We start from the raw sequence: 13204 nt of genomic DNA on the forward strand, positions 1-13204 counted from the left end.
TATTGGAATGGAAAAGAATAGCGACTATTTCCCGTCACTACTTTTCCATGAAATATCATAGAAGTTAGCAGATTAAACGAGAGGATATAACAACGTTTCTTTTCAGTCATGTCATCTTGCAGCCAAAGTCACTTGAACTAACGTCCAAAGTAAAACCAGTTTAATTCGACTTTGTCTACAATCTGAAACACATTCTCCCAAAAGAGTGAATGTGTCATATTAAAGCGAAAGTAATACAAACCGGCTTTGTTCGTACCTGAATTAAAGTGGGCTTTATCTGTCTGTGATTGCTTCGCCTTTACTTTGCAGTTCATACATGCTGAAATAAATGCCACGTTGTGCAATCAATTCGTCATGTGTGCCACGTTCGACAATTTGACCATGATCGAGCACAAGAATTTGTTCAGCATCACGAATAGTCGATAGACGATGCGCAATCGCTAAGGTCGTGCGCCCTTGTCGAATCCGCACTAACCCTTCTTGAATGAGCTGTTCTGTTTCGGTATCAATACTGGCGGTTGCTTCATCGAGCACCAATATTTTCGGATTGGTGACGATTGTCCGCGCAAACGATAGCAGTTGTTTTTGCCCTTGAGAAAAGGCAGCGCCGCGTTCTACCACCCGGTGATCATAACCATTGGCAAAGGTTTCAATAAAACGATCTGCCTGAACAAACTCTGCCGCCGCTCGAATTTGCGCATCCGTAATCGCCTCATTCTTCAAGCGAATATTATCGGCAATTGTGCCGTAGTACAAAAAGGAATCTTGTAGCACTAAGCCCATTTTGGCACGTAATTCAGCAGTGGCATACGTTTTAATCGATTCACCATCGATTAAAATATCCCCGCGTTCAAATTCGTAAAAACGCATCATCAAGTTGATAATTGAACTCTTTCCACTACCGGTATGGCCAACTAGAGCGACCGTTTCACCCGGTCGAGCAATGAACGAAATATTGGATAGAACGTCTTGTTGCCCATCATATGAGAACGAGACGTTCTTGAATTCGACTTGACCAGCCTTGATTTGTTGCGTAGCTGTCTCCACTTGGGCTGGCACGTACTCCGTATCATCCATCATTTTAAAAATACGAGATGCCGCTACAACTGCTTGTTGGAAAAATGCCAACCGTTCCATAATTTGTTGGATGGGATTGAACAGTTGTTGAATGTAGTTGATGAACACGAACACGAGACCAACCGTTATACTTGTTGAAAGCGAAGCCCAACCGAAGTAAAATAACACAATCGCAATCCCGATACCTGATAACAACTGAATCGCTGGTCCCAGTAATAGACCATTTAATTTCGTATTACGAAAGCTTGCGGTAAAATACGCTTCATTCGTTTCGGAGAACTCGTCTTGCAGGCGTTTCTCCTGACTGAATTGTTGAATAATCGGCATCCCCGAAATTGATTCCGCCAATTTCGCATTCATCTCACTTAATTTCTCACGTGCTTGTTGGTAAAATGCCGTACTGTAACGTTGATAAAGATATATAATCCAAATTGAGATTGGCAACAATACTAAACAAATTAAAGCCAGTTTCACATTTAAGAAAAACATCGTAATATAAATACCAATCAGCGTAAAGACAGCTGATACCGCTGTTGATAAAACAGAGACAAACATGTCAGTAATCGCTTCAGTATCATTTGTTAGACGCGACACGATGCTACCTGACGGCACCTTATCGTAAAAACGCATGCCTTTACGTTGCAGGTCGGTAAATAAAGCCAATCGAAGGTCTTTGACAATTGTAAAGGCCGTTTGTTGGAAACGGAGCTGTTCGACGTACCAAATGAGTGAAGTCACTACGAAGGTTGCAAACGTAAGACTCGTCCATAATGTAAAGGCCGCTGTATCCGTGCTCTTCACCTGAATAAAGTGATCGAGAATGTATTTGATGAGCAACGGCGTTGTTAAGTTACCTATGGTGACGATGAGTGTCAAGATTAAGGTCAGTGCTAAGCTTTTTTTTATAAGGGCCAGCATAACTTAACAAACGTTTTAACGTTTGCACTTGTTGTTTACCGGTTAATTTTTCAAGCGGTTCATTTTTAGACACGCGCCTCCACCTCACTTTCGCTCGTTGCGCTCAGTTGTTGTTGTTCAAAGATGCTCGCATACCAGCCTTTTTCCGCCATTAAGTGCGCATGGTTGCCCTTCTCAATGATGGTCCCTTCCTCCAGTACAATCACCTGTTCACTATGTTGTACTGAACTCAAGCGGTGGGCACAAATAATCGTTGTTTTATCCGCGCGTGTGTCACGCAAAGCAGAAACAATCGCTTCTTCTGTCTTTGCATCAACCGCTGATAAGGCATCATCTAAGATAAGCAGTTGCGGGTTCATTAGCAAGGCACGTGCAATGGCGATTCGTTGTTTTTGACCACCAGATAAGGATACGCCCCGTTCCCCAACTAATGTATCATAGCCCTCACTAAAGGCTAAAATATCGTCATGAATTGCCGTTAAACGAGTCACCGCTTCAACCTCAGCTTGTGTCGCTTCAGGACGACCAAAACGAATGTTTTCACGGATTGTCGCTGAGAATAAAAACTGATCTTGCGGCACGTAACCGATTGACTGACGCAAGGCTGCCAGTGTGTAGTCCTTAATGTCTCGACCACCAATCGTAATCGAGCCATTGTAATCATCGACCTGACGAAGTAATAGTTGAACGAGGGTCGTTTTACCGGCACCCGTACGCCCAACAATTCCGAGTGTTTCTCCCGCACCAAGCTGCACGTCAATGTGATGGAGGGCAATTTTTTCATCCGCATAACGCACTTCTGTGAGCGCCATGTTAATATCACCTACAGGTGTTGTTGCACTCGCGTTTGCGCGATCGCTAACAGCCGGTTCGTTCGCCATTAATTCTGCGACGCGATCGTACGACGCCGAGCCACGTTCCAAAATGTTGTATAAAAAACCAAAGGCTAACATTGGCCAAACGAGCATGCCTAAATAAGTAATAAAGGATACGAGGTCTCCGACCGTCATTTCAGCTTGACGGATTAAATAAGCACCGCCAATTAAGGTGAGTACATAACTCATGGCGACGATAATGTTAATCGCCGGATCAAACGCAGAGTCAAGGCGAGCCACGACGACATTTTTGTGACGGACATCATCAATTTGACGTTCAAAGTGAGTGGTTTCAGCCGCTTCTTGGCCAAATGTTTTAGTGACCTTTGTGCCGCCAATTGTTTCTTGAGCGTAGTCATTCATTTGCGAAAAAGCACTTTGGGCATTGCGAAAACTAATGTGAAGCCGTTTGCCTAAAAACTGTGATGATAAAGCAATTAATGGCATCGGTAATAAGGCAATCACTGTTAATTTCCAGTTGATAAGCGTCGCCATCGTGACAATCACCATTCCACCCGTGAGGACGGAGTCGGCTAAGGTTAAAATACCTACGCCAGCTACTTGTTGAATGCTTTTCAAGTCGTTGGTTGCATGAGCCATCAAGTCACCGGTCCGATGTTTTTGGAAAAAATCACCCGACATATTCGTTAAATGTTTAAACAGACGGTTGCGTAATTGTCGTTCGAGCCGTAAGGATGACCCAAAAATATGAGTGCGCCACACGTAACGAAGGCCGTACATTAAAACTGCCGCCCCTATTAAAATCGCCACAATTACACCCAAACGAGTAGCGCTCAACGTTTGACTTGCAATCGCATCAACGGTTAAACCGATTAAGCGGGCGGGTATTAACGCTAATACAGAAACTGTAACGAGCGCTATAATCCCAATCAAATAGGCACGTTTTTCTTGTTTGAAAAACCACCATAAATCTTTAAATATTTTCATTCAGTCACCTCAAGTTTTTCTATTATGATCGTTCTCTCTTAGATAAATTAGGTTCAGACAAGGCTTATCCATTCAATCATCATACTAAAAAGAACGAAAGACGGTCAAGCACAACGTTTATACCTTACTTTAATGGTCAGATATAGGTGGTCGATAGAGTGAAAATAGCACGAGGCTAATACCTACCAATCCCAAAATAATAATATAGCCACTAATTAAACCTGCTGACATAAACCCACCGAGCGTCAGCGCGAATCCAGCTAACAACTGAGATAGTTGTGTTCCAAGTCCCGCAAAACTTAAGTAGGACGCTTGTTTGTGCTGTGGAATTAAATCCACTTGGCGTGCATTTAATAATGGTGTCGCCACAAGCTCTCCTACTGTGACACACACCATTAAAATAATTAACCACGACATCGTAGTGTTGCTTGCCATTATGCCGTAACCAACAACATAAAGTAAGAGTCCGCCGCAAATAACAAGTCGTTCATTTAAGCGCTTGGTTAAGTGTGATAAATAAAAGGTTAAACCGACGACCATTACGGTATTGATGACTTGGAGTACACTTAACAGCCGCACACCGTCAAGCAACTGATTAAAAAGCGTCACAGGGGTGAATTGTTGCGAGAGCCGAACGCCGGTATAGGTTGTTAGTGTATATTCCACCATCTGATAGAGGGCTACACCAATCATAAATACCACCCAGCGTTTATCCTTAAAAACAATGGCGTAATTGGCAAATATTTGCCCGAATAGTGCCTGTTTCTGCCGTCGATTAACGGCATTTTCATACGTTAACTTCAATTGAATAACCAGCGTTACACCCAGAAGAACGACGCCCGACAGTATGAATAATGGTAAGAGATAATGCCTAAAGGCAAAACCCCCAATCGAAGCACCTAAGGCCATCGCTAAATTAAAAAGCCAATACTCATATTGATACACACGTTTGCGATTTTTATGGGTCGAACTATCCAATATAATCGCTCCAAAAGCCGGGTAATAAAGATTGAAACTGATACCGACGATAAAATAACCGACGACAAGCCAACTTAACGACTGAAAAAACCCTCCTAGTTGAGCGGCCATTAGAAAATAACCACCAGCATAACAAAGTTGACAGACGAGCAAAATATGCTTACGCTGCCAATGATCTGCCAAATAACCACCGATTAAACCGGCTACAAATGAAACTCCAACATTGCTCATGACGATGACACCGGCTAGTTGTGTCGGTACATGTTTTGCTAAGTAGATGATTAAATATGGAATCGTCGAACCATATACTAAACTGCTAAGAAAAGCGGTCAGTAATGTAACCTTTGTATTGTTGGAAAATGTGTTCATCTGGTACCTGCGCTTTCTGCCACTGTTTTTGTTGACTTGTTTGTTTCTTTGATCCAAGCAAAGAGCTATCTAATCGCCCGATAGCCCTATGTGATCACATTGTTAAGCATTGTAGCTTGTTGCCTACGATTGTAAAAAAAGACAGCTATCCGCCGTTTAATTGTTGTGTGAAACAATTAAACAAGTCACTAAACATACATTCGTAGCTACAACATGATGATTAAAAATTGCCTCTCACCACCGTTCCAATTTAGCACTTTAATGATAGCATAATAACGATCAACACTCCATCGTTTTCTGATAATTCTAACTATTATTTTTTGAAATAACTTTTTAATTATAAAAATAAAGCGACGACATCATCGTCGACGCTTTACTTTCACTCATATGTTCGAAGCGTTCACGCAGCTTTCATTTTCGACTTTATAACAGTTCACCAAAGCGGCGGATGTAAACGCCTTTCATCACGCTCACTAATGCTAAATAGGCAAGTATAATCGCGGCCAGCCATGCGAAGTAACTCAGTGGCAGAGCGCTCATTCCTAATGTTGTTCCTACTGCGGTATACGGTAAGACTGTTCCCATCAAAATGCCAATTGCCGTCACACAAGTAACAATTCGGGCCGCATTGCTTTGTAAGAATGGTATCTTTTCTGTTCGTAAAGCATGAATCACCAATGTTTGGGACCATAATGATTCGACAAACCAACCGGCGTGGAACAAGGCGATGAATACCACTTGTTCACTACCAGTCAATGTGCTGAACTGACCACCCACAACCTGTGGACAAATAATAAAGAATAGTAGCACAAAGGTGATAATGTCAAAGATCGAACTGGTTGGTCCAATCCATCGCATGAAGTTACCAATCGATTTCGCTTCCCATTTACGCGGTTTCGCTAAGTAGCTGCGATCAACTTTATCCCAAGGAAGTGAGATACAAGTTGTATCGTAAATCAAATTCAAGCATAAAATTTGAATCGGTAGCATTGGTAAAAATGGCAAAAAGATACTGGCAACAAGGACTGAGAACATATTACCGAAGTTTGAGCTAGCGGTCATTTTAATGTATTTTACGATGTTACCAAACAGATGGCGGCCTTCTAACATCCCTTTTTCTAATACATTTAAGTCTTTTTCAAGGAGGATAACATCAGCTGATTCCTTGGCGATATCAACCGCGGTATCAACTGAGATGCCAATGTCGGCTGTTCTCATAGCGGCGGCGTCATTAATGCCATCGCCCATAAAGCCGACCACTTTACCATTTGCTTGTAATGCTTGTACAATCCGCGTTTTTTGACTCGGTGATAACTTCACAAACACTTGATAATCCAAGACGATATTTTCTAATTCGATATCAGATAATTCATCTAAGTCATGACCATGAAAAAAGTTTTCAGTCGTTAAACCAACTTGTCGACAAACAGTTCGTGTTACTTCGGCATTGTCACCGGTTAACACCTTCACAGCGACACCAAACGATTGCAACGAGGAGATAGCAGCCTGCGCTGTTTCTTTCGGTGGATCTAAGAACGCTAAGTAGCCCATCAACGTCATCTCAGCTTCATCGGCAATACAAAAAGCATGGTCTTGCGGGTTTGTTTTCTTTTGGGCAATTGCAATCACACGTAGTCCTTGCTCGTTTAGCTGAGTCACTGCCCGCAACAACTTAGCACGCATGTCTTCATCTAACGGCAGAATATGACCATCAAATTCGACCGTTGTTGAAATCGCTAGCATTTCTTCAACTGCACCCTTTGTAATAACTTCTGTCTCACCTTTTTGATTTTTGATAACGACGCTCATCCGACGACGATTGAAATCAAAAGGAATCTCATCGATTTTTTGGTAATTATCAGTGTTAACTGCAAGTTGCTTTTCGGCTTCCGCAATTATGGCGACATCCATCAGATTTTTCAAACCCGTTTGATAAAAGCTATTATAAAAACCATGGCGTAAAATACGATCGTCTTCCTTACCGTTTACATTGAGATGATATTGGAGTGTGACCTTATCCTGTGTAATCGTACCGGTTTTATCTGTACAAAGCACATCCATCGCACCAAAATTTTGAATGGCATTAATATTTTTAATGATTGTTCCCTGTTTTGCCATTGCTGCCGTTCCTTTGACAAGATTGGCCGTTACGATCATCGGTAGCATTTCAGGTGTTAATCCAACAGCGACAGACAAACCAAACATTAATGCTTCGAGCCAATCGCCCTTCGTTAAGCCATTAATAATAAAAACGGTCGGAGCCATGAGCAGCATAAACCGTATTAAGAGCCACGATACTGAGCCCACGCCTTTTTCAAATGACGTTTTCAGTTTCACAGCACTAATGTCAGTCGCGATTTGACCAAACTGAGTTGCTTGTCCGACTGCAATTATGATCCCAACAGCTGTTCCACTGACGACGTTTGAACCCATAAAGACAAGGTTCTCAGCCTCAAGTTTACTTTTAGTTGGCATCGCTCGTGCACCATTTTTTTCAACAGGAACACTTTCACCCGTCATTGATGCTTGTGACACAAATAAATCTTTCGCTTCAATGATGCGAAGGTCAGCCGGCAACATATCTCCCGCCGACAATTCAATAATATCTCCAACGACAAGTGACTCAATCGGCTGCTCGACTGCTTTGTGACCATTGCGACGTACAGCAGCCGTAACTTCAATCATGTTTTGGAGCTGTTCGAGTGATTTATTCGTTTTAACCGTTTGAAAAAGACTGACAGAACCACTTAAAATGACCATCGTCATGATAATAATAACAGCTGTCATATCTTTGTCGGCAGCCGTTGCCAACGTATAATCTGTTATAAAGGATATAAATGCTAATGCAATTAAAACAATTGTGAACGGGTTTAAAAAGGCTTTCATCACTATCCGCCAATACGGTGTTTGATTAACTGCCTCCAAGCGATTTTCACCATACTCCGTAAGAGATTGAGTGACTGCTTCAGTTGTTAACCCTGTATGTGCACTGTTAAAGTAAGAAAATAATTCTTCCTCACTTGCCCGTGTTGCAAAATCGTACTTGTTTTGAGATGGTGTAATTGTTTTCTTTGTCATTTTTGTTCGCCTCTTTTCTGATTGTTTGTGCAATCAGCTGACAGCGACCTAACCGTCAGATACTTTTGTTGATTTCATAACGATCACTACTGTCAGTGACTGCGTCGTATGACTTTTGGGGTCATCTCCGCTCATCGTCTCACCCTTTCGTGTTACTAATTTGAAAACAAAAAAAGCCCGTTGTAATTTACAACGAGGGCATAACAAAATAGCAAAAACCTCGTTGAGTTTTAGCACTGTGCAACGTAAAGAGTACATCTTAGCCACCTTATGAAGAGCCTTAATCCGGCAATTCCTGTTCTACCACGTTGGTGTCTCTCGACATTTCCGGGCAGTGGCTTATGTTTGCATAGGAGCCTCACCTAACAATTTTTCATTTTCTTAACTTTTTAAAATTACCATTACTTTACGACTATGTCAATCACTAACATTACCTATCGTCAGGAAAAAGATGATTATCAGCATTAATAATATATCTCTCCGAAACAAAAAAAAATAAAATAAAAAAAAGGTACAACTTCTATGAGTTATACCTTTTCATCATTAAATTAAAATTGAAATATATCGAAAAATAACATTTGTCAGTTTTCGTTCATTATTTCTTTTTTCTTTTTTAGCTTTTTCTTTAGTTGCTGCAGTTGCTTGTTGTTTGCTCATTGCAGACATCATTTGGTTGACTTTTTTCTGTGATGGTTTTTGACCCATTTGAGCCATCATCATTGTTAACATTTGTTCGTTAACAGGTGGGTTTTCTTGTAAGTATTTCATCATGTAACGACGTGCAATAAAGAAACCTAATGCCGCTCCCGCTAATAATGCTACTACAATTAATACAATCGCTAACCATAAACTCATTATCTGTTTCCCCCATTTCTCATTTATCTCTATTATTGTACTGTAAAAGCGCTGGTATGACAATAGCCTAGACGATGGAATCCATCGAATAGCACCGACTTACACAAAAATAAGACAACAGCTGACCGAGAAAAAACGGCAAGCTGTTGCCTCATTCTGCGTCTAACGTATCACATTATAATGCTTCGACTGTTTTAACGACGTTTTCAACGGTAAAGCCGTATTCAGCGATTACCGTGTCACCCGGTGCAGAAGCACCAAAAGTATCAACGGCAATGACTGCACCATCTAACCCAACATATTTACCCCAACCAAATGAGCTTGCCATTTCAATACCGACACGTTTACGAACAGCGTTTGGTAAAACAGACTCTTTGTATTCAGCTGATTGTTGATCAAATAGATTGAATGACGGCATGCTGACAACTGACACATCTGTTCCTTTTGCAGCAAGAGCCGCTTGGGCTTCAACTGCTAAGTTAACTTCAGAACCTGTGGCAATTAAAATTGCATCGGCGACCTCTTTTTGAGCTGGCGAGATAACATAGGCCCCTTTTAAGACACCTTCTTCAGCCTTAGCAGCAGAACCTGTAATGACTGGTAAGCCTTGGCGTGTTAAGACAAGTGACGTTGGGTGACTTTGTGACTCTAAGGCTACTTTCCATGCAGCTTTCACTTCATTACCATCAGCTGGACGAATGACAACCATGTTAGGAATTGAGCGTAAACCAGCAAGTTGTTCAACTGGCTCATGTGTTGGACCATCTTCACCAACTGCAACTGAATCATGTGTTAACACGTAAGTTACTGGTTGATGTTGAATCGCAGCTAAACGAGCAGCCGCTTTTAAATAATCTGAGAAGACGAAGAATGTTCCACCGAACACACGTAACCCACCGTGTAGTGACATCCCATTCATGGCAGCGGCCATTGCAAATTCACGCACACCGAACCAAATGTTACGTTGTTCTGGGGCATCCTTTGTAAATTGTTCATCCGTTTTAATCGTTGTGTTGTTTGATCCTGCTAAATCGGCAGAACCACCGAAGAAGAACGGTACTTTGGCTGCAATCGCGTTAATAACATCACCACTTGACGCACGTGAAGCTGTTGCCGAACCCTCAGCAAATGTCGGCATTTCTGCTTGCCAATCAGCCGGTAATTCACCTGCGAATGAGTCAATATATTGTTGCGCTAATGCTGGATAAGCAGCTTTGTATTCAGCAAATAGAGCGTTCCATTCTGCTTCAGCTTTTGCACCACGTTCAGCCACATTAGCTGTGTAGCGTGCGTATACTTCATCAGGAACAGTAAATTCAGGGTAATCCCATCCATATGCCGCTTTTGTAGCAGCAATGCCGTCAGCACCTAATGGCGCGCCGTGGACAGCACTTGTACCTTGTTTTGGTGCACCAAATCCAATAACTGTTTTAATTTCGATGATTGTTGGTTGTGTTTTGTTAGCTTTAGCAGCGGCAATTGCAGCTTCAATCTCAGCTAAATCGTTACCATCTTTAACTAACAAATGTTGCCAACCATAAGCGTCAAAACGTTTTTGCACGCTTTCTGAGAATGAACGATCTAAGTCGCCATCTAATGAAATATCGTTTGAATCGTATAACACGATTAATTTATCAAGTTGTTCGTGACCAGCTAATGAAACAGCTTCAGCTGAAACACCTTCCATTAAATCACCATCACCACATAAAGCGTATGTATAGTGATCAACAACGTTAAAGTTATCTTTGTTGTACATCCCTGCTAAATGACGTTCTGCCATTGCAAAACCGGCTGCCATTGCCACACCTTGACCTAATGGTCCTGTTGTCGCTTCGACGCCGTCTGTATGTCCAAATTCAGGATGTCCTGGAGTCAAGCTACCCCATTGACGGAAGTTTTTAAGATCTTCAATGCTTAATTTGAAGCCTGATAAGTGTAACAAGCTGTATAGTAACATTGAACCATGCCCTGCTGATAAAATAAAACGGTCACGGTTGGACCACGTTGTGTTGCTAGGGTTTACATTTAAAAAAACGCGACCATAAAGTATAAGCCATTGGAGCGGCACCTAATGGTAAGCCTGGATGTCCTGAATTAGCCTTTTGAATAGCATCCATAGAAAGAGTTCGGATTGAATTCACTGCGAGTTGATCTACTTTATCAAACATTTAAAAAACATCCTCTCAAGATATAATTATATACGTATACAGATAATTCATTTGTCTTTCTATAGTTGAAAGAACAGTAATGTATTAATTCGTACAAGCATAATTATAAACCATTTCTAGCAAAACAACTAGAGAAAAGTTCGGAAAATGCTTTTAAATTAACAATGGAAACGCTTTGCACAAAAAAACATCGATTTGAGATTATCCTCACTTCGATGCCTCGGCGATCCATTTATTAATCTTTTGCATAGTAAATCGTGTGTGCATTGCTTTTCTTTTTAACGGGAATAACAATTTCTTGTCCGACTTCTAATTTATTCTCGTGCATGATGGGATTGTGATCACTCATCCATTTAACCATATGTTGTGTTTCTTTAGCAGTTTGTGTGTAGTCTTCAGCGATAGACCAGAGATTATCAGCTTCGACAATTGTGTACGTTTCATATTTCCCCTTGCCTAAATCACCACTTGTAAATCCGACAACCAATGTGAATACAATTAAAATAGCGATTAAAACAAGGACAAAAGCAAATTTAGACCAAATACGATCAATTACTGTTTTCATTTATAAATCCCCCAATCGAATGTTTGTTCGTGTTTATATCATAAACCGAACAAACGTTCTTGTCAACAGTAAAACAGAACAAACGTTCTTGTCAACAGTAAAACAGAACAAACGTTTGTGTTTTAACAACTGTGGTGTTATACTATAGTTATTAAATAACGATACAGAGGTGTCTAATGAAACTTTCTAAACGACAAAGTGAAATTTTCGAATTTATCAAAAATGAAGTGAAAACGAAAGGTTATCCACCCTCGGTCCGTGAAATCGGTGAAGCTGTCGGTTTAGCTTCAAGTTCTACTGTTCATGGTCACCTAGAACGATTGGAACAAAAAGGTTTGATTAAACGTGACCCTTCAAAACCACGTGCCATTGAAGTTATGGATGATTCACCTAAGGTGGCAACTGTCAATATTCCCTTACTTGGAAAAGTCACTGCGGGTGTGCCAATTACGGCCATTGAAAACATCGAAGAATATTTTCCGTTACCTGAATCAATGCTTACCAGTGATGCGAACCTGTTCATGCTTAAAGTGGATGGTGAAAGTATGATTAATGCGGGCATACTCGATGGCGATAAGTTAATTGTCCGTCAACAAAATACGGCCTATGATAATGACATTGTGATTGCGATGACCGACGAAGATGAAGCAACCTGTAAACGCTTTTTCAAAGAAGAAAATCGCTTTCGTTTACAACCAGAGAACGATACGATGGCACCGATTTACTTAACAAATGTTACCATTCTGGGTAAAGTCGTTGGGGTATTCAGAGAAATGTAGTCCTTCTTCAAGTAAACAAAAAATAGCCTTCTGCCAGCATCATTCCTGGCAGAAGGCTATTTTGGTTCTATAATTTATGGTGTTGGTGAATTTTCACTGATGCCTATTTTTCCGCGAAAAAATAGCAACATTTTCAAAATCCCTATAATATTAAGTCATCACAACAAATTTATAAGGGGGATTCGACAATGTCAGCTATCACTTGTAATAATATCGCAAATCCCTCTGGAATTACAGATGAAACTATTTCTTTTCCAAAAACATGGTGTTTAACTCAGTTAATTAAAGGTGTTTTAAGCACTTGTTATTTTGGTACACTCTCTTACACTCCCTAAAACAAATAACCTTCCAACCTATCTCTTTTTAAAGAAGCTAACGCTTCTTATGTAAAGGATGTAAAACAACCTTTATCGCTTCAACTTCGATGGTAAAACGAAATTGTTTTATCTCCAAACGTGTCATCCAAACACTAGCTGCCGAAGGACAGTTTATTACTTCTGAAAAAAGATATCGCTTTTAGACAGAGTGTTTCAACAACTACTGTTAATCGTGCTTTACACCAATGGTCTCCTCAATTCAAACCGAACTATCAAA

The 13204-nt window shown here is 40.9% G+C and carries 7 protein-coding genes, 2 pseudogenes and 1 riboswitch; of the genes and pseudogenes, 2 read left to right on the forward strand and 7 right to left on the reverse strand.

The window, feature by feature from the left end; translation table 11 throughout:
- Positions 1–273 precede the first annotated feature (273 nt).
- The 7 genes and pseudogenes from BCAMP_RS03695 to yneA form a co-directional block, all read right to left on the reverse strand.
- Positions 274–2068: pseudogene (locus BCAMP_RS03695) on the reverse strand (ABC transporter ATP-binding protein).
- Positions 2061–3818, reverse strand: coding sequence for an ABC transporter ATP-binding protein (locus BCAMP_RS03700; protein WP_035313770.1), 1758 nt, complete (start codon positions 3816–3818; stop codon positions 2061–2063). Before BCAMP_RS03700 ends, BCAMP_RS03695 begins: the two are co-directional and overlap by 8 nt.
- A 129-nt stretch (positions 3819–3947) precedes the next feature.
- Positions 3948–5165, reverse strand: coding sequence for an MFS transporter (locus tag BCAMP_RS03705; protein WP_035313771.1), 1218 nt, complete (start codon positions 5163–5165; stop codon positions 3948–3950).
- Positions 5166–5588: 423 nt separating this feature from the next.
- Entirely contained in the window at positions 5589–8243 is a 2655-nt protein-coding gene (gene mgtA, locus BCAMP_RS03710) for a magnesium-translocating P-type ATPase (RefSeq protein ID WP_035313772.1), read from the reverse strand.
- Between the two features lie 209 nt (positions 8244–8452).
- Positions 8453–8620, reverse strand: a riboswitch (M-box (ykoK) riboswitch).
- A 166-nt stretch (positions 8621–8786) separates the two neighbouring features.
- The gene (locus tag BCAMP_RS03720) at positions 8787–9098 is read right to left on the reverse strand and encodes a YneF family protein (RefSeq protein ID WP_051456869.1); all 312 of its coding nucleotides are present in this window, start codon (positions 9096–9098) and stop codon (positions 8787–8789) included.
- 175 nt (positions 9099–9273) lie between these two features.
- Positions 9274–11266 (reverse strand): annotated as a pseudogene (gene tkt, locus BCAMP_RS03725) (transketolase).
- A gap of 235 nt (positions 11267–11501) precedes the next feature.
- Positions 11502–11831 (reverse strand): cell division suppressor protein YneA, encoded by a 330-nt coding sequence (gene yneA, locus BCAMP_RS03730; RefSeq protein WP_035313774.1) that lies wholly within the window; start codon positions 11829–11831, stop codon positions 11502–11504.
- A 176-nt stretch (positions 11832–12007) separates the two neighbouring features.
- Between yneA and lexA the strand changes: the two genes are divergently transcribed.
- Both lexA and BCAMP_RS13420 read left to right on the forward strand, forming a co-directional pair.
- Positions 12008–12610: a transcriptional repressor LexA gene (gene lexA / locus BCAMP_RS03735; RefSeq protein ID WP_035313775.1), complete on the forward strand. Its 603-nt coding sequence runs from the start codon at positions 12008–12010 to the stop codon at positions 12608–12610.
- Between the two features lie 188 nt (positions 12611–12798).
- Entirely contained in the window at positions 12799–12945 is a 147-nt protein-coding gene (locus BCAMP_RS13420) for a hypothetical protein (protein ID WP_156921135.1), read from the forward strand.
- Positions 12946–13204 lie beyond the last annotated feature (259 nt).

This window comes from Brochothrix campestris FSL F6-1037 (assembly GCF_000525915.1).
Lineage (GTDB): Bacteria > Bacillota > Bacilli > Lactobacillales > Listeriaceae > Brochothrix > Brochothrix campestris.

Bases quoted from the DNA above. Each gene is read 5' to 3' on its own strand.
- BCAMP_RS03700 (WP_035313770.1), bottom strand. From the start codon at position 3,818: ATGAAAATATTTAAAGATTTATGGTGGTTTTTCAAACAAGAAAAACGT.
- BCAMP_RS03705 (WP_035313771.1), bottom strand. From the start codon at position 5,165: ATGAACACATTTTCCAACAATACAAAGGTTACATTACTGACCGCTTTT.
- mgtA (WP_035313772.1), bottom strand. From the start codon at position 8,243: ATGACAAAGAAAACAATTACACCATCTCAAAACAAGTACGATTTTGCA.
- BCAMP_RS03720 (WP_051456869.1), bottom strand. From the start codon at position 9,098: ATGAGTTTATGGTTAGCGATTGTATTAATTGTAGTAGCATTATTAGCG.
- yneA (WP_035313774.1), bottom strand. From the start codon at position 11,831: ATGAAAACAGTAATTGATCGTATTTGGTCTAAATTTGCTTTTGTCCTT.
- lexA (WP_035313775.1), top strand. From the start codon at position 12,008: ATGAAACTTTCTAAACGACAAAGTGAAATTTTCGAATTTATCAAAAAT.
- BCAMP_RS13420 (WP_156921135.1), top strand. From the start codon at position 12,799: ATGTCAGCTATCACTTGTAATAATATCGCAAATCCCTCTGGAATTACA.